Source organism: Methylobacterium sp. Leaf89, from assembly GCF_001422215.1.
Lineage (GTDB): Bacteria > Pseudomonadota > Alphaproteobacteria > Rhizobiales > Beijerinckiaceae > Methylobacterium.
Map to the genome: position 1 here is coordinate 249,850 of NZ_LMML01000028.1, position 17,695 is coordinate 267,544.

At 70.8% G+C, this 17,695-nt stretch carries 15 protein-coding genes and 1 pseudogene; 11 read left to right on the forward strand and 5 right to left on the reverse strand.

Annotated elements, in window-relative coordinates; all coding sequences use genetic code 11:
• Positions 1–218: 218 nt before the first annotated feature.
• Positions 219–497, reverse strand: coding sequence for a hypothetical protein (locus ASF18_RS12440; protein ID WP_056351965.1), 279 nt, complete (start codon positions 495–497; stop codon positions 219–221).
• Between the two features lie 194 nt (positions 498–691).
• A complete protein-coding gene (locus ASF18_RS12445; RefSeq protein WP_056351972.1) occupies positions 692–1,711 on the reverse strand; it encodes a gamma carbonic anhydrase family protein in 1,020 nt (339 codons plus the stop codon).
• Positions 1,712–1,951: 240 nt separating this feature from the next.
• On the opposite strand from ASF18_RS12445, the gene ASF18_RS12450 reads away from it, so the two are divergent.
• On the forward strand, positions 1,952–2,428 hold the full coding sequence (locus ASF18_RS12450; protein WP_056211581.1) for a molybdenum cofactor biosynthesis protein MoaE: 477 nt from the start codon (positions 1,952–1,954) through the stop codon (positions 2,426–2,428).
• A gap of 163 nt (positions 2,429–2,591) precedes the next feature.
• Positions 2,592–3,848 (forward strand): AI-2E family transporter, encoded by a 1,257-nt coding sequence (locus ASF18_RS12455; protein WP_056351975.1) that lies wholly within the window; start codon positions 2,592–2,594, stop codon positions 3,846–3,848.
• A gap of 66 nt (positions 3,849–3,914) precedes the next feature.
• On the opposite strand, the gene ASF18_RS12460 is transcribed toward ASF18_RS12455, so the two are convergent.
• Positions 3,915–4,856: a site-specific tyrosine recombinase XerD gene (locus ASF18_RS12460; RefSeq protein WP_056352788.1), complete on the reverse strand. Its 942-nt coding sequence runs from the start codon at positions 4,854–4,856 to the stop codon at positions 3,915–3,917.
• Between the two features lie 83 nt (positions 4,857–4,939).
• Positions 4,940–5,092: a hypothetical protein gene (locus ASF18_RS12465; protein ID WP_055946764.1), complete on the reverse strand. Its 153-nt coding sequence runs from the start codon at positions 5,090–5,092 to the stop codon at positions 4,940–4,942.
• A gap of 235 nt (positions 5,093–5,327) precedes the next feature.
• Between ASF18_RS12465 and ASF18_RS12470 the strand changes: the two genes are divergently transcribed.
• The 7 genes and pseudogenes from ASF18_RS12470 to ASF18_RS12495 all read left to right on the forward strand — a co-directional run bounded on the left by ASF18_RS12470 (position 5,328) and on the right by ASF18_RS12495 (position 12,654).
• Entirely contained in the window at positions 5,328–5,972 is a 645-nt protein-coding gene (locus tag ASF18_RS12470; RefSeq protein WP_056211803.1) for a shikimate kinase, read from the forward strand.
• Positions 5,969–7,087, forward strand: a complete 1,119-nt coding sequence (gene aroB / locus ASF18_RS12475) for a 3-dehydroquinate synthase (RefSeq protein ID WP_056276207.1) — start codon at positions 5,969–5,971, stop codon at positions 7,085–7,087. The genes ASF18_RS12470 and aroB overlap by 4 nt, the downstream gene beginning before the upstream one ends.
• Complete coding sequence (locus ASF18_RS23700) at positions 7,084–7,242, forward strand: hypothetical protein (RefSeq protein ID WP_156394042.1); 159 nt, start codon at positions 7,084–7,086, stop codon at positions 7,240–7,242. The genes aroB and ASF18_RS23700 overlap by 4 nt, the downstream gene beginning before the upstream one ends.
• A 120-nt stretch (positions 7,243–7,362) precedes the next feature.
• On the forward strand, positions 7,363–7,704 hold the full coding sequence (locus ASF18_RS12480) for a PAS domain-containing protein (RefSeq protein ID WP_056351976.1): 342 nt from the start codon (positions 7,363–7,365) through the stop codon (positions 7,702–7,704).
• Positions 7,705–7,790: 86 nt separating this feature from the next.
• Positions 7,791–9,966: pseudogene (locus tag ASF18_RS24275) on the forward strand (PAS domain S-box protein); the annotation flags it as partial.
• A 64-nt stretch (positions 9,967–10,030) separates the two neighbouring features.
• Positions 10,031–11,326, forward strand: a complete 1,296-nt coding sequence (locus ASF18_RS12490; RefSeq protein ID WP_056276201.1) for an HlyC/CorC family transporter — start codon at positions 10,031–10,033, stop codon at positions 11,324–11,326.
• Positions 11,327–11,478: 152 nt separating this feature from the next.
• Positions 11,479–12,654 carry a GGDEF domain-containing protein gene (locus tag ASF18_RS12495; protein ID WP_056351979.1) on the forward strand — a complete coding sequence of 392 codons (1,176 nt, stop codon included), beginning with the start codon at positions 11,479–11,481 and terminating at the stop codon, positions 12,652–12,654.
• A 44-nt stretch (positions 12,655–12,698) separates the two neighbouring features.
• On the opposite strand, the gene ASF18_RS12500 is transcribed toward ASF18_RS12495, so the two are convergent.
• Positions 12,699–13,628, reverse strand: a complete 930-nt coding sequence (locus ASF18_RS12500) for a peptidylprolyl isomerase (protein WP_056352789.1) — start codon at positions 13,626–13,628, stop codon at positions 12,699–12,701.
• A 618-nt stretch (positions 13,629–14,246) separates the two neighbouring features.
• Here ASF18_RS12500 and secA point away from each other — a divergent pair.
• Together secA and ASF18_RS12510 are read left to right on the forward strand one after the other, a co-directional pair.
• The gene (gene secA / locus ASF18_RS12505; RefSeq protein WP_056351982.1) at positions 14,247–17,141 is read left to right on the forward strand and encodes a preprotein translocase subunit SecA; all 2,895 of its coding nucleotides are present in this window, start codon (positions 14,247–14,249) and stop codon (positions 17,139–17,141) included.
• Positions 17,138–17,551: a GNAT family N-acetyltransferase gene (locus tag ASF18_RS12510; RefSeq protein WP_056352791.1), complete on the forward strand. Its 414-nt coding sequence runs from the start codon at positions 17,138–17,140 to the stop codon at positions 17,549–17,551. Before secA ends, ASF18_RS12510 begins: the two co-directional genes overlap by 4 nt.
• Positions 17,552–17,695 lie beyond the last annotated feature (144 nt).

Here is a 17,695-nt window from a genome sequence, read left to right on the forward strand (position 1 = left end):
CATCAGCCAGATCCAGGGCTCGACGGGCCAGGCGGTGGGAAGAGACCGGCGCGGCCGCCGCCCAGGTGCTGGGCGCCGCCTCCGAGCTCTCGCGCCAGTCCGAGCACCTCAGCGCCGAGGTCCAGCGCTTCCTGGCCACCGTGCGCGCCACCTGAGCGGTGCCCACGATCGCCAGGACACGAGAAGGGGCGCGTTCCGGGCCCTTCCCGATTTCAGAGTCAGCGGCTGCCGGCGCCGGACTTCATGCCGGTGCTGCCCGACGCGGTGCTGGCCCCGGTTTCATGGGACCCCATGCCCGAGTGGCTGGTCGAGCCCGTGGTCGCGCCCTTCTCCTGGCCGGGCGCGTAACCCGAGGCACCGGGGGAGCCGTACTGAGACCCGTTCTGCTGCATCTCCTGTCCCGGTGCGTTGTTCGCGGATCCCGGACCACTGCCGGCAGCGAAAGCGATCGTGGTCAGGGCGAACGTGCTGGCGAGGGCGAGCGTGACGGCTTTCATGAAGAACTCCTTGCACCACTGCAACTGGGGCCGAACAACGTCGGCTCGGTGCAAGGCGTTCCCAAAAACTTCGATGCGTCCCTGTACCCATTTTTCATGTGATGCAGGGATGAGACCGGTCGCCGATCTTGTCGCGGCGGCCTGAGCACCGCGGCAATACCTGCCACGGTGCCGATCTTCTCGGCCTGGAGGGGCTATGGCAGCGCCGCTTCCGCCTGCCGATAGGCCACGCCGTGGGCCACATAGCCCTCGACCACCCGGGCCATCATGGCGCGCTTCTCGGCATCGAGGGGCCCGAGGATGCGGGCCGGGCGCCCGCCCCAGAGATGGCCGCCCTCCAGGAGCTGGCCCGGGTCGGTGGTGGCGCCGGCGGCCAGCAGCACGTCGTCGGCGATCACGGTGCCGGGGGCGACGACGCAGCCGATGCCGATGAGGCCGCGCGCGCCGATGCGGCAGTCGGACAGGCGGACATTGTGCCCGACCGTGGTGTCGCGTCCCAGGACGACGCCCTCGCCCCGGGTCCGGATGACCGTGTTGTCCTGGATGTTGGTGTTGGCTCCGACCACGATGGGACCGACCTCGGCGTGGAGGTCGCAGGAGAACAGCACCGTGGAGCCGGCCCCGAGGGCGATCCGGCCGCGCAGGCGCGCGGTGCGGGCGACGTAGACGCTGGGATCGTGTTCCGGCTCATCGGCGGCCGGCGGGGCCGGCAGGTCGCCGGAGGCCTCGCGCAGGCGCTCCGCCTGCTCGGCGATCTCCGGCAGGCTGATCGCCCGCACCGGCTTGGCGGGGCTGCCCGCATAGGCGAAGCCGGCGGCGAGGTGCGCCCGCGGGAAGACGGTGGCCCCCGCCTCGATCAGCACGCCACTCTCCACGCTCGCCCCGTCGAGCACGATGGCGTCGTCCTCGATCACCACGTCCGAGCCGACGGTGCAGGCATGCACCACGGCATTGCGGCCCACCGTCACCCGGTCGCCGATCAGGGTCGGATGGGTGTTGGTGGCGATGTGGACGGTGGAGCGGTGGCCGAGCCAGAAGCGCTCGCCGATGACGATCCGGTCGCCGTCGGCGCGGATCACGCTGTGGTCGCCGAGCCAGGCCTGGGCGCCGAGGGTGGCGTCGCCGATCACCGTGCTCGCGCGGCCGCACCAGACCGGACGGGCCGAGAACACCGGCAGGACGCCGTCATGGGGCAGGATCAGCTCTGGGGTCACAGCGAAAATGTCCTTCGCATCCCGGTGGTGTCGCCGGGCGTTCGGGGGCATAGAGCGCCCGTGCCCGTGAGGGCAGGTTCGCCGGGCCTCGTCAAGGGTGTACCGCCCGAACGCGGTCCGCCCAAGCCCCGGTTCCCGACCCCTGGTTTCGACCGCCTGTTTCCACCTCCCTTCTTCACTCTCCTTGTACCCACCCGCTCTGTTCCCACCCGCCGTTCCGAGACCAGCCCGGGGAAGCCCATGTCCGATGTCAGCATCCAGAGCGCACCCTTCGACGCGAGCGCCGAGATCGCCCGGCTCACCCGCGATCTCGGCGGCAGCGCCGGAGCCATCGTCACCTTCACGGGCCTGTGCCGCGACGAGGGCGGTCGCCTCACGGGACTCGAGCTCGAGCACTATCCCGGGATGGCCGAGGCGGAGATCGGCCGGGTGGTCGAGACCGCCCGCGCGCGCTGGCCGCTCCAGGGCGTGTGCGTGATCCACCGCCACGGCCTCGTCGCCCCGGGGGAGGGCATCGTCCTCGTGGTCACCGCGTCCAGCCACCGGATCGCCGCCTTCGAGGCCGCGAGTTTCCTGATGGATTACCTCAAGACGCGGGCCCCGTTCTGGAAGCGCGAGCACCTCGCCGACGGCACCACGGGCGGCTGGGTCGAGGCGACGGAGGCCGACGACCACGCCGCCGCGCGCTGGGATCAGGAAGCCGGCGCCCCGCGCTAGCGGTGCGCGGATGCCGGCCGGTCGCGGCACCAAGCGGCGGAACCCAAGCTGAACTGGCGACATCCTCCCGCAGGATGGGCCGGGCGCAGCGCGGCCGGGCCTGCCCGGAGACCCGTCCGACATCCGCGTGCCAGACCCGGCATGCCAGGAGCTCACACCGTTCATGGCCATTCCCTTCCTCAGCGAGGAGCCCGCCCGCCCGCGCCCGCGCCGCTGGTCCCTCGCCGTCTCCGGCATCGCCGTCGTGGCCTTCATCGCCGTCCTGGCGCTCGCCTGGATGGCGGCCTCGACGCTGCTCCTCGTCTTCGCCGGCATCCTGCTCGGCGTCTTCCTCGACGGCCTGACGCGGCTTCTCGGCAAGGTCCTGCCGGGAAGCCGGGGCCTGCGCCTCAGCCTCGTCAGCCTCGTGCTCGCCGGCCTGACCCTCGCCCTCATCGCCTTCGGGGGCGCCACGATCGTGCAGCAGGGGCGGGATCTCGGCCAGACCGTGGCGTCCCAGGCCGGCACCGTGCGCGACCGGCTGAAGGATTACGGCATCGACGTGCCCGAGATCGCCCCGGGCAAGGGCGGCGAAAACAAGGGCGGCGAAAACAAGAGCGGTGAAAACAAGGGCGGCGAGAGCAAGGCCGTCGCCCCCGGCGGCGGTGATGCGAAATCCGGCGGCGGAGGGGATTCGGGCCCTCAGCGCAACGACGATTCCGTGGCCTCCGGCCAGAAGTCGGGCGGCCTCGCAGGCCTCGCCTCGGGGGCGATGAAGAGCCCCGGCTCGCTGCTGTCGGATGCCGGCAGCGTGCTCGGGCCGGCGGCCACCGTGGTGATCGGCCTGTTCAGCGCGCTGGGCAACGCCCTCGTCATCATCTTCCTCGGCCTCTCGGTGGCGGCGGATCCGGGCGCCTACCGGGACGGGCTCGTGCGCTTCGTGCCGCCGCCGCACCGGGACCGCGCCACCGCCCTCCTCGACGGCATGGGCGAGACCCTGCGCCACTGGCTGTTCGGCCAGCTCATCACCATGGCGGTGATCTTCGTCTGCACCTGGGCGGGCCTCGCCTTCCTGGGCATCGGCGGCGCCCTCATCCTCGGCCTCCAGGCCGGGCTGCTCGCCTTCATCCCGACCATCGGACCGCTGATCGCCGGCGTCGTGATCCTGCTGGCCTCCCTGGCCTCGGGAACCACCGCGCTCCTCGGGGCCCTCGGCGTCTACCTGGCGGTGCAGACCCTGGAGAGCTACGGGCTGACGCCCTTCATCCAGAAGCAGGCCCTCGACATCCCCCCGGCCACGATCTTCGCCGGGCAGCTCGTGCTCGGCGTGATCTTCGGCCTGTGGGGCATCGCCCTGGCTCTGCCGCTGATGGCGGTGGCCAAGGTGCTGCTGGCGCAGCTCTATATCGAGGACACCCTGCATGAGGAGGCGGAGGGCTGAGGCGCCCTTCCGGGTCGTCAGCCAGGCCTGGGGTGTCCGGCGACGGCCCCGTGCCGCCGCCGGGTCTCACGCGTCCATCAGCGGATGCAGGTCGCGGACCATGCTCTTCAGGCGCTCGTCGAGGACGTGGGTGTAGATCTGCGTCGTCGAGATGTCGGCGTGGCCGAGAAGCTCCTGGACGATGCGCAGGTCCGCGCCGTTCTGCAGGAGGTGGCTCGCGAAGGCGTGGCGCAGCACGTGCGGGCTGACCCGGTCCGCCCGGAGGCCGGCCGCCGTCGCCACCGTCTTCAGATCGCGGGCGAACGACTGCCGGGTCAGGTGCCCGCTCTCGCTGTCGGCGGGGAACAGCCAGGGGCCATCGGCGCGCAGGTGGGCGAGGTGGTCGCGCATGGCGCTCCGGGCGATCTCCGTGAGGGGCACCAGCCGCTCGCGTCCGCCCTTGCCCTTGACCACCAGGTAGCGCTCCTTCGTGGAGGCCGCCGCCCGGGGCAGGGCGACGAGTTCCGAGACGCGCAGGCCCGTCGCGTAGAGGAGCTCGATCAGGCAAAGCAGGCGCGTGCCCCGCGCACGCGCCGCCGCCCAATCACCGGCCGCGCCATCTTCTGTCGTCCCTTGGCCGGTCGCCCCTTGGCGCGCCACCGCCAGCAGCCGGTCGACCTCCGCCACCGAGAGCACCTTGGGCAGGGCCCGGACCCGGCGCGGGCCGCCGATCGGGGCGCTGGGATCGTCCTCGGCCAAGCCCTCGGCGTAGAGGAAGCGGTGGAAGCCCCGGATGCAGGACAGGCGTCGGGCCGCCGAGGCGGCCGAGAGGCCGCGCGTCTCGAGGTCGGCGAGGTAGGCCCGCACGGGAGCCGCCTCCATCGCGACGGGGTCGTGCCCGCCCCGCGCCAGGGCGGAGAGGTAGTCGGCGAGGTCGCGCCGGTAGGCCGCGAGGGTGTTGGCGGCCGCGCCCCGCTCGGCGGCGAGCATATCGAGGTAATCGCGGATCAGGACGTCGCCCGCGGACATTTCGCCCGCGGGGATCTCGCCCGCAGGCATCTCGGCCGCAGGAATCTTGGCGGCCCGGTTCGGAAGAGGGGTCGGTGCCCGCGTCACCGGTTCGGCGGCTGGAGCTTCGAGGCGGGGATGGTCACGCTCATCTCGCGCGGCGTCGGCACCACGAAGGTCGCCAGCGCGAACATCCCCGCGAAGGCGAGCCCGGCCAGGATGGCGAGGGTGGCGAGGAAACGGAACAGGGTCGGCACTCGGACGAACCTCGATCGTGCGGCGCTGGGAACGTGAGCGCGCCTCGGGGGCCAGACGGCTTCAGGTGCCGGATGTGGCTGACGACAAGCTTGGGGTTGCATCACGGGCCGACGCCGAAGGCAATGACTTCGCGGCCACAGGCGGCGCGGCATTCCGGTGCGCGCGCCGTCCCGGGTGCTTCGCCCCCACCGGAAAACACGCTAAGACCCGCCCAACGATGTGTAGATGTCCCTGATGACCGAAGTCCCTCCTCAGGGCGGCGTCCCGCCCCCGGGTGAACCGCCGGCCGCCGCCGCCGGCGAGCCGATCGAACTGCGCCTGCGCCGGGCCCTCGGTCACCGGTCGATCGTGCTCGTCGGCCTCATGGGCGCCGGCAAGAGCACCGTCGGCCGGCGCCTGGCCACGCGCCTCGGCCTGATGTTCAAGGACGCCGACAACGAGATCGAGACGGCGGCCAAACTGACGATCCCGGACATCTTCGCGATCTACGGCGAGCCGAGCTTTCGCGATGGCGAGGAGCGGGTCATCGCCCGCCTGATGCGCGAGGGGCCCCTGGTGCTCGCCACCGGCGGCGGCGCCTTCATGCGTGAAACCACCCGCGCCCGCATCGCCGAGGGCGGCGTCTCGATCTGGCTCAAGGCCGAGCTCGACGTGCTGATGCGCCGGGTGCGCAAGCGCGGCGGGCGCCCGCTGCTCCAGACCGAGGACCCGGAGGAGACCCTGCGCCAGCTCATGGCCCAGCGCCATCCGGTCTACGCCACGGCCGACGTGGAGGTGATCTCCCGCGACGTCGCCCACGACCGGGTCGTGCAGGACGTCATGGAAGCACTCGACGCCTACCTGAACCGCCCCTCGCAGACCGGGATCGCAGCCCAGTGACCGACCGCCTCACCGTGGCCGTTCCCCTCGACCAGGGGCGCGCCTACGACATCCTGATCGGACGCGGCCTCCTCGACGAAGCCGGCCGGCACGTGGCCGCCCTCGGGGCGAAGGCGGCGGTGATCGTCTCCGACACCAACGTGGCCGCCCTCTACGGCGCGCGCCTGCAGGACGGCCTCGCGGCGGCGGGCCTGCGCTCGGGCCTCGTGACCGTCGCCCCGGGCGAGGCCTCGAAATCCTACGCCACCTACGCGGCGGTCTGCGACGGGCTCCTCGCCCACAAGGTCGAGCGCAACGACCTCGTGGTGGCCCTCGGCGGCGGCGTCGTCGGCGACCTCGCGGGCTTCGCGGCCGCCACCCTGCGCCGCGGCGTGCGCTTCGTGCAGGCGCCCACGAGCCTCCTCGCCCAGGTCGATTCCTCAGTCGGTGGCAAGACCGGGATCAACTCGCCCCACGGCAAGAACCTCATCGGCGCCTTCCACCAGCCCCGCCTGGTGCTCGCCGACACCGCCACCCTCGACACCCTGTCGGAGCGGGAGATGCGGGCGGGCTACGCCGAGGTGGCCAAGTACGGCCTCATCAACGACGCCGCCTTCTTCGACTGGTGCGAGGCGCACTGGGCCGGCATCTTCGCGGGCGGGCCGGAGCGCGACGAGGCGGTGGCGATCTGCTGCCGCTCCAAGGCCGGCGTGGTGGTGCGCGACGAGCGCGAGGACGGCGAGCGGGCCCTGCTCAACCTCGGCCACACCTTCGCGCACGCCCTGGAGCGCCTGACCGGCTACGAGTCCGCCCGCCTCGTCCACGGCGAGGCGGTGGCGATCGGACTGGCGCTGGCCTTCCGCTTCTCCGCCCGCCTCGGCCTGTGCCCGGGCCAGGACGCGGGCCGGGTCGCCAACCACCTGGCCCTGGCCGGTCTGCCGACCCGGCTTCAGGCGGTGCCCGGCGGCTGCGGCGACGCCGACGCCCTCGTGGCGGCGATGGCGCAGGACAAGAAGGTCCGCGACGGCGCGCTGACCTTCATCCTGGCGCGCGGCATCGGCCAGAGCTTCATTGCGCCCGGCATCGACGGCGCCGAGGTCCGCGCCTTCCTGAGTGCCGAACTGAGCGCCGCTTGAGCGATCCCGGGACCGAGGACCTGCATCGCCGTATCGCCGCGCTGGAGGCCGAGCTCGCCCGCCTGCGCGGCGCGCCGGCGGCACAGCGCGAGGCGGAGCTGCGCCTCATCACCGACGCGCTGCCGGTGCTCGTGGCCTATCTCGACCGCGACTAAACCCACCGGTTCAACAACCGCGCCTACAAGACCTGGTTCGGGCGCGGCGTCGACACCCTGGTCGGTCGCCCCGCCCGCGAGGTGCTCGGCCCCGAGATCTTCGCGTAGCACCGCTCCGACATGGACCGGGCGCTGGCCGGCGAGACCATCGCCCGCGACGGCGTCCTGCCGGACGGCCACGGTCGCCTCCGAGCCTGCGCCATCCAGTACATCCCGCGCCGGACCGAGGGCGGCGCGGTGGAGGGCTTCTTCGTCCTCGCCATCGACGTCGAGGAGCGCCGCGCCGCCGAGGCCCGGCGGATCGCGGTGGCCGAGTTCGGAGACCGCCTGCGCGACCTCGACGACACCGCCCCCATCGCGTACGTGGCCGCGGAAATCCTCGGAACCACCCTCGGCGTCAGCCGGGCCGGCTACGGCACCATCGACGCCGTGGCGGAGACCATCCTGATCGAGCGCGACTGAACGCCCCCGGCATCCGGAGCCTCGCCGGGACCCTGCACTTTCGCGATTACGGCTCCTACATCGAGGATCTGAAGCGCGGCGAGACCGTGATCTGCAGCGATGCCGACGCCGACTCGCGCACCGCCTCCGGCGCCGAGGCCTTGAAGGCGATCAGCGCGCACTCTTTCGTCAACATGCCGCTGACCGAGCACGGCGGCTTCGTCGCGCTTCTCTATCTGAACCATGCCACCGCCCGGTCCTGGTCGCCCGAAGAGCTCGCCTTCATGCGCAATGTCGCCGAGCGCGTGCGGGCGGCCACCGAGCGCAGCCGCGCGACCTCCGCGCGACCTCCGCGCGACGGGCGAGCGACGCGCAGTTCCACGCCTTCGCACAGGCGGTCCCGATCCACGTCTGGGCGGTCTCCGCCACCGGTGCCCTTGATTGGTTCAACGCCGCCTGCGCCGCCTATTGCGGTCCCGCCCTCGACGGGGTCCGGAGCGCGGCCTGGGCCGCCCTCGTCCACCCCGCGGACCGCGCGGCGGCGGAGGCCTGGGAGGCCTGCCTCGAAGACGGCCGGCCCTACGCCGACGAGTTCCGCATCCGCCGCGACGACGACGCCTATCGCTGGTTCCTGGTGCGGGCCGAGCCGATCCGGGCGGCCGACGGCACCATCCTGCGCTGGGTCGGCACCAGCACCGACATCGACGACCAGAAGGTCACGAGCGCCGAACTGGCGCGCCTGAACAGCAGCCTGGAGCGCCAGGTCGAGAGCCGCACCCGCGAGCGCGAGCGCATCTGGGAGACCACCACCGACCTGATGGGGACCGCCGGGCTCGACGGCTACCTGAAGACCATTAACCCGGCCTGGGGCCGCACCCTCGGCTGGGACGAGGACGCCCTGCTCGGCCGGCCCTTCGCGGCGCTGATCGATCCGGCCGACCATGCCGAGACGGCCGAGGTGGTCCGCCGTCTCGCGCGGGGCGAGACCGTGACCGGCTTCGTCGACCGCGTCTTCACGAAGGCGGGTGACCGGCGCACGGTGATGTGGACGGCGGCTCCCGACGGAGAGACCTTCACCGTCATCGGACGGGACATCACCGACCAGCGCCGGACCGAGGAGGCCCTGCGCCAGGCGCAGAAGATGGAGGCGGTGGGCCAGCTCACCGGCGGACTGGTCCACGACTTCAACAACCTGCTCACGGGGATCTCCGGCAGCCTCGAACTGCTTCAGGTCCGCATGGCGCAGGGACGGATCACACAGACCTCGATCGCTACATCAACGCGGCGCAGGGCGCGGCCAAGCGTGCCGCCGCCCTGACGCACCGCCTCCTCGCCTTCTCGCGCCGGCAGACCCTCGACCCCAGGCCCACCAGCGTGAACGGCCTCATCGCCGGCATGGAGGAGCTGGTGCGCCGCACGGTCGGGCCGGCGGTGACCATCGAGATGGTCGGCGCAGCCGGTCTCTGGACCGCCCTGGTCGATCCGAACCAGCTCGAGAACGCCCTCCTCAACCTCTGCATCAACGCCCGCGATGCCATGCCGGAGGGCGGCCGCATCACCATCGAGACGGCCAACAAGTGGCTCGATCTCCGCGCGGCCCGCGAGCGGGACCTGGAGCCGGGGCAATTCCTCTCCCTGTGCGTCACCGATACCGGCACCGGCATGACGCCGGAGGTGATCGCCCGCGCCTTCGATCCGTTCTTCACGACGAAGCCCCTGGGCGAGGGGACCGGCCTCGGCCTGTCGATGATCTACGGCTTCGCCCGTCAGTCGGGCGGCCAGGTGCGGATCTATTCGGAGGTCGGCCAGGGCACGACGGTGTGCCTCTACCTGCCCCGCCACTACGGGGAGGCCGAGGCCCGCGACGGCGAGGCCGACCTCGCCTACGCACCCCGGGCCGAGCAGGGCCAGACCGTTCTCATCGTCGACGACGAGCCCACCGTGCGGATGCTCGTGACCGAGGTGCTGGAGGATCTCGGCTACACCGCCATCGAGGCGGCGGACGGGGCGGCGGGCCTTAAGGTGCTCGAATCGGACGTGCGGCTCGACCTCCTGGTGACGGATGTCGGCCTGCCCGGCGGCATGGACGGCCGCCAGATGGCCGATGCAGGCCGGGTCGTACGCCCTGGCCTGAAGGTGCTGTTCATCACCGGCTACGCCGAGAACGCCGTGCTGGGCAACGGATACCTCGCGCCCGGCATGCAGGTGCTGACCAAGCCCTTCTTGATGGAGTCGCTCGCCGGACGCATCAAGGAACTCATCGCCGGGACCGACGGGGCGTGAACGGCCCGGCCCGCGCCGTGGTAAGCACCGGCTCGACCTGACGACATCCTCCGGCATCGCACGCATGGAACCCCATACCGATCTCTGGCTGGCCGCGAGCATCGTGGTCATCTCGCTCCTGCTCTCGGCCTTCTTCGCCGGCGCCGAGACCGCCTTCACGGCGGCGTCCCGGGCCCGCATGCTGGCCCTGGAGAATGCCGGCGACGCGCGCGCGCGCCTCGTCAACGCCATCATGGCGAGCCGCGAGCGCTTCATCGGCGCCATGCTCATCGGCTACAACATCGTGGCGATCGGCGCCTCGGCCTTCACCACCGGCGTGCTCACCACCCTCTTCGGCAAGAGCGGCATCCTCTACGCCACCGGGGTGATGTCGGTCCTGGTCATCATCTTCGCCGAGGTGCTGCCCAAGACCCTCGCGATCAACAAGCCGGACAGCGCCGCCCTGGTCATGGCCCGGCCGGTGGCCTTCGCGGTGGCCCTGCTCGGGCCGGCGGCGCTCGCCATCGAGGCCCTGGTGCGCGGCATGCTCCGTCCCTTCGGCGTCCGGATCGGCGAGCGCCAGACCATCCTGTCGGCCACCGACGAGATCCGCGGCCAGGTCGCCCTGCTCCATCGCGAGGGTGGCGTGGCCAAGGCCGAGCGCGACATGCTCGGCGGTCTCCTCGACCTGTCGGACCTCACCGTCTCGGAGGTGATGGTCCACCGCACCAAGATGCGCACCATCGATGTCGACCTGCCCTCGGAGGAGATCGTGCGCGCAGTGCTGGCCTCGCCCTACACGCGCATGCCCCTCTGGCGCGGCACGACGGAGAACATCGTGGGCGTGCTGCACGCCAAGGATCTCCTCCGGGCGCTGGACGCCGCTGGCGGCGACGCCGCCGGTCTCAAGGTCGAGGCCCTGGCGTTGGAGACCTGGTTCGTGCCGGACACCACCTCCCTGCGCAACCAGCTCAAGGCCTTCCTCGCCAAGAAGACCCACTTCGCCCTGGTGGTCGACGAGTACGGCGAGGTGATGGGCCTCGTGACCCTGGAAGATATCCTCGAAGAGATCGTGGGCGACATCGCCGACGAGCACGACGTCACCGTCTCCGGGGTGCGGGCCCAGGGCGACGGCTCGGTGCATGCCGACGGCAGCGTGCCGATCCGCGACCTCAACCGGGCCATGGACTGGGACCTGCCCGACGACGAGGCCACCACCATCGCGGGGCTCGTCATTCACGAGGCCCGGGCGATTCCCGACACCGGGACAGCTTTCAACTTCCACGGCTTCCGCTTCCAGGTCCTGCGCAAGGCCCGCAACCGGATCACCGCCCTTCGGATCACGCCGCTCGGTCCCGGTCTGCGCAAGGTGGAGCCGTGACGACCCGCCATCCGCGGAGGTCGTCGACGGGCCTCGGACGTCCAGATCTGGGTAACCATGATCGTATAGAATAGCTTCGGACGCTGGGCCGCCGTCCCGAAGGGGCGAGCGGCTTCTGGATCATCGAACGAGCGAGGGGGCGGAACCGATCGATGCTGCTCGATGCCTCGACCCTTCTGCTCGTGACCGTGATCCTGACCTTCATGGTCGGCAGCCTGTTTCTGCTGTCCTGGAGCCAGGCCCGCCACGTCCACGCCCTGGCGATCTGGGGCATCGCCCACATCACCGGCGCGATGGCCTCGGCCTTGCTGTCCCTGCGCGGGATGATTCCGGACTGGGTCTCGATCGGGGTCGCCAACGGCGTGATGATCGGGGCCTACGGCCTGATCTGGACCGGGACCCGCGCGTTCGAGGGACGGCGCGCCCGCTTCGCACCGATCGCAGTGGCGATCGCGCTCTGGGGGACGAGTTGCCTGGTCCCGGCGTTCTTCGCCTCGGTTCCCGCCCGGGTGATGCTGGCCTCGAGCCTCGCGGGAGGTTTCTGCCTGCTGGCCGCTCGCGAGATCTGGCGGGCCCGGGCCGAACCTCTGGTGTCGCGCTATCCCGGCGTCGCCCTGCTGCTGATCTACACCTTCGCCTATTGGATCCGCGTGCCCCTCGCACTCGTCGCGCCGCCGCAGACCAAACCGAATCCGCTGCAGACGCCCTGGCTGACCATCCTGTGCCTCGCCGGCATGCTCTTCACCCTGGCGATCGCCTTCGTGTTCATGTCGCTGACGAAGGAGCGCGCGGAGCGCCTGCAGCGCCTCGCTGCCGACACCGACGCGCTCACCGGCATCCTCAGCCGGCGCGCCTTCGTGGCCCGGGCCGAGGCTGCGCTGGGGGAGGGCGGTACATTCACCCTGCTTCTGTTCGACCTCGACCACTTCAAGCGCATCAACGACCGGCACGGCCACGCGGTGGGCGATGGCGTCCTCGTCGGATTTTGCCACGCCGTGTCGGCGCTGCTGCCGGGCTCCGCGATCTTCGGTCGGATGGGCGGCGAGGAATTCGCCTGCCTCCTGCGCGGACTCACCCCGGAGGAGGCCTTGACCAAGGCCGAGTTCCTGCGTCGCGCCGTGGCCCGGATCGCCGTGCCGGAATTGCCGCACCTTGCGATCGGCGTCAGCATCGGTCTGGCGGTGCCGGAGGAGGGCTCCGCCGCCGTGGCGTCGGGACGCCGGCTCGATGCCCTGCTCAGCCGGGCGGATGCAGCGCTCTACCAAGCCAAGCGCAACGGGCGCGGGCGGACCGAGCCCGCACCGCACCCGCTGCTCCGAGTCGCCTGAGGCAGGGCAAGTCGCCTTAGGCAGGGCGAGTCGCCTGAGGCGGGTTACGGCGCCTTCTGAGCCGGGGCGGGCGCCACGGCCGGAGCGGCCGCCGTGCGCTCGATCTTGGCCCCCTCGCGCAGTTTCAGGATCATATCCTGCTGCGCCTTGCGGGTCAGGTACTGGTCCACCTGCTCCTTCATCTCATCGAAGGTCGGGACCGGCTTGGTGCGCTTCTCCTCGAGCTTGATCACGTGCCAGCCGAACTGGGTCTTGACCGGATCGGACACCTGCCCCGGGCTCATCTTGAAGGCGGCCTCGGCGAAGGGAGCGACCATGCGCTCCTTGGTGAACCAGCCGAGGTCGCCGCCCTCGGTCTTCGAACCGGGATCCTTCGACACCTCGGCCGCGACCCGGGCGAAGTCCTCGCCGCCCTTGATCCGCGCCGCGATCTTCTTGGCCTCGTCCTCGCTCTCCACGAGGATGTGGCGGGCGTGGGCCTCCTCCTCGGGCTTCATCGCCTTGACGGTCTGGTCGTAGAGGGCCTTGGCCGCCTCCGGCGTCGCCGCCTTCTTGGCCTCGCGCTCCAGGTACTCGTCGAGGAGGAGCTTGTCCTTGAAGTAGGCGAGCTTGCGCTGGAAATCCGGCGAATCACCGATCTTGGCGGCTTCGGCCGCCTGGGCCCCGACCTTGAGGTCGATCATGTAGTCGACGAGGAGAGCTTTCTTCTGGGCGTCGTCGACGCCGGGCAGAGAGAGGGCGGGATCTTCGGCCGCGATGGCGAGGTCTCCCGCGGTGATCGGCGCCCCGTTCACCTTCGCCACCACGGTCTCGGGAGCGACGGGTGCTGCGGCCGGTGCCGGGGCGGCCGGCGCCTGTGCCCGGGCCGAGGCCAGCGGCAGGCCGAGCGCCAGGGCGACGGCGCCCGTGCGCAGGAGGCCCGTGCGCAGGAGGCCCGTGCGCAGGAGTCCGGAGCGCGAAAGGGACTTGATCATCGTCATGGAGGCGTCCTTGGGAGCGCCGCCCACGTCCCGGCACGGGGCCGGTCGGAGGTCGTCGCAGGGGGCTGTCGAGCGAGGTGCGGCCGGGGGCCGCGGATTGGCCGCGTCATCAGGTGGCGCGTGCACCCCCCGATGGCAAGCACGGCCGCAGCGTCGAGCGGCCGAATCCAGGCGCCCGTTCGCCGCCCACGCGACGCACCCTCACGCCGTTCCCTCTCCCGTCGCTGCGACCGGTGCGTCGGGCGATCACGATGCGGGGAGATCCCGCGAGCGGCCCGGACACGCGCGCCCGCATCCTTCGTATGAGGACTGAGACCATGAGAACCGGGGCAGCGGCACCCCGGCGCCGAATCCGGCCCACGGGGGTCGCGCGGGCGAATCACGCCCCGGATCGAAACGCGGCGCGTCCGCGTTGGCCGGGTCAAAGCCGGCTCAGCGCCCCTCCGGGCATGCGGCCACTCGGCGTCCTCCGCTTGCCCCGCGCCGACCCGGCCCCACCCGATACCCCGGTGTGGACGCGGGCCGGCTCTTTCGGATGCGCCGGCCCGTGTTTACCTCTATAAGCCCGGCCAACATTCGCCTTCAGACTTTTCGATCGACCGTAGGTTCACGATGCTCGGTGCCCTCGCCAAGAAGATTTTCGGCTCGTCCAACGACCGGCGCGTGAAGGGCTATCGTCCCCGTGTGGCCGAGATCAACGCCCTGGAGCCGCAGGTCGCTGCGCTCTCGGACGACCAGCTCCGCGCCCGCACCGACATGCTGAAGGCCGAGCTCGCCGCCGGCAAGACGCTCGATGACATCCTCGTGCCCGCCTTCGCCACCGTGCGCGAGGCGGCCAAGCGCGTGCTCGGCCAGCGCCACTTCGACGTGCAGCTCATCGGCGGCATGGTGCTCCACGAGAGCGGAATCGCCGAGATGCGCACCGGCGAGGGCAAGACCCTGGTGGCGACCCTGCCGGTCTACCTCAATGCCCTCTCGGGGCTGGGCGTCCACGTGGTCACGGTGAACGACTACCTGGCCGCCCGCGACGCGGAGTGGATGGGCCGGGTCTACCGCTTCCTCGGCCTCACCGTCGGCACCATCGTGCACGGGCTCGACGACGGCCAGCGGAAGGAGGCCTACGCCGCCGACATCACCTACGGCACGAACAACGAGTTCGGGTTCGACTACCTGCGCGACAACATGAAGTACGAGCTCAGCCAGCTGTCCCAGCGCGGGCACAACTTCGCGATCGTCGACGAGGTCGATTCGATCCTAATCGACGAGGCCCGGACCCCGCTGATCATCTCCGGCCCGGTCGACGACCGCTCCGAGCTCTACGTCTCGGTCGATGCGCTGATGCCGCATCTCGAGCGGGAGCATTACGATCTCGACGAGAAGCAGCGCACGGTCTCGCTGACCGAGAGCGGCAACGAGTTCGTTGAGGACCTTCTGCGCGGGGCTGATCTCCTTAAGGATGGCGACCTCTACGACGCGCACAACGTCAGCCTCGTCCACCACGTGAACCTGGCCCTGCGCGCCCACACCCTGTTCACCCTGGACAAGGACTACATCGTCAAGAACGACGAGGTGGTGATCATCGACGAGTTCACCGGCCGCATGATGCAGGGCCGGCGCTACTCGGAAGGCCTGCACCAGGCGCTCGAGGCCAAGGAGCGGGTGACGATCCAGCCCGAGAACCAGACGCTGGCCTCGATCACCTTCCAGAACTACTTCCGCCTCTATTCCAAGCTCGCCGGCATGACCGGTACGGCCTCCACCGAGGCCGACGAGTTCGCCGAGATCTACAAGCTTGAGGTCGTCGACATCCCGACCAACAAAGAGGTCGAGCGCATCGACGAGGACGACGAGGTCTACCGGACGGTGGCCGAGAAGTACGACGGCATCATTGCCGAGATCGAGAAGGCGCATGCGCGCCACCAGCCGATTCTGGTCGGCACCGGCTCGATCGAGAAGTCGCAGCACCTGGCCGAGATGCTGGTCAAGGCAGGCTTCCGCCAGCTCGACTACTCGGACCCCAACGCCCTCACGGACGTCTACGCCGCTGCCCGCGAAGGCCGGGTGACGAAGCGCTTCGCCGTGCTCAACGCCCGCTTCCACGAGCAGGAAGCCTACATCGTCGCCGAGGCCGGCGTGCCCGGCGCCATCACCATCGCCACCAACATGGCCGGGCGCGGCACCGACATCAAGCTCGGCGGCAACGTCGAGATGCGCGTGGAGAAGGAGCTTGCCAGCGTGCCCGAGGGGCCGGAGCGCAACGCGAAGATCGAGGCGATCAAGGCGGAGATCGCGGAGAACCGCGACAAGGTGCTGGCCTCGGGCGAGGCGGCCGACCCGGCTGCGGGCCGCAAGGTCGCCCTGCCGGGCGGCCTCTACATCATCGGCACCGAGCGCCACGAATCCCGCCGAATCGACAACCAGCTGCGTGGCCGCTCCGGTCGCCAGGGCGATCCCGGCCGCTCGAAGTTCTACCTGTCGCTCCAGGACGACCTGATGCGGATCTTCGGGTCCGACCGCATGGACGGCATGCTGACCCGCCTCGGCCTGGAGCAGGGCGAGGCGATCATCCATCCCTGGATCAACAAGGCCATCGAGAAGGCGCAGCAGAAGGTCGAGGCGCGCAACTTCGACATGCGCAAGAACGTGCTCAAGTACGACAACGTCATGAACGACCAGCGCAAGGTCGTGTTCGAGCAGCGCCGCGACTTCATGGGCCAGGACAGCGTGCGCGAGACCGTGGACGAGATGCGCCACGGCGTCGTCGACGACCTCGTGGCGGTGCACGTGCCCGAGAACGCCTACGCCGAGCAGTGGGACATCGAGGGCCTGCGCGAGCGGGTCCAGACGGTGCTCAACCTCGACGTTCCGGTGGAGGACTGGGCCAAGGAGGAGGGCATCGCCGACGAGGAGATGCGCGACCGCCTGCGCCAGGCCGCTGACGAGGCCTATGCCGGGCGCACCGAGAAGAATACGCCCGAGGTGATGACCTATGTCGAGAAGCAGGTGCTCCTGCAGACTCTCGACCACCTCTGGCGCGAGCACCTCGTCACCCTCGACCACCTGCGCCAGGTGGTGGGCTGGCGCGGCGTCGCCCAGCGCGATCCCCTCAACGAGTACAAGTCCGAGGCGTTCGAGCTGTTCAACAGCCTGGTCGCCGCCCTGCGCGAGCAGGTGACGCAGCAGCTCTCGCGCATCGAGATCATGTACGAGGAGCCGCCCGTGGAGGGCGCCGACAACCCCTTCGCCCCACCCGGCCTGCCGCCGATGTTCGCCCAACACCTCGATCCCGTCACCGGTGAGAACGAGATGGCGGGCACCGGTACGGGCAGCGACGGCGGCGCGGGTCCCGCCTACGGCTACGCCGCACGCGAGATGGCCACGGACACCGCCGTTCTCGAGCGCAACCCGGACGATTCCTCCACCTGGGGCCGCGTCGGGCGCAACGAACCTTGTCCCTGCGGCTCGGGCAAGAAGTACAAGCACTGCCATGGGACGCTGACGGCCTGAGCGTGCCGGCGGTCGCCTACGGCATCGAGCCGGACCTCGACGCGGCGGAGTTCCGGCGCGTCCTGATCGAGTCCGGACTCGCCGTGCGCCGCCCGACCGACGACCTACCGCGCCTGGCCCGGATGCTGGCGCAGGCCGATCTCGTCGTCACCGCCCGGCGGGACGACGACCTCGTCGGCGTCGCGCGCACGCTCACGGACTTCGTGTTCGGCGCCTATCTCTCGGACCTCGCGGTGAGCCGCTCCGCGCAGGGGCTCGGGATCGGCCGCGGCCTCCTCGCCGCCACCCGAGCGGCAGTCGGGCCGCAGGCCTCGCTCCTGCTGACGGCCGCCCCCGGGGCCGTCAGCTTCTACGATCGGATCGGGATGCCGCGGGTGGCGGATGCCTTCCGCTACGACCGCGAGGCCTGACCCGCCGCCTCGAAATCGCCGTCCCTGCCCAGAAACGAACCCATTTGGTGGTCAAGCCATATGGATACGCTTGAGGGAGTGGAGCGAGACGGCATGCAGGAAACCCGATCGGCGACGACGCTGCCTCTACTTGGTCTCCTCCTA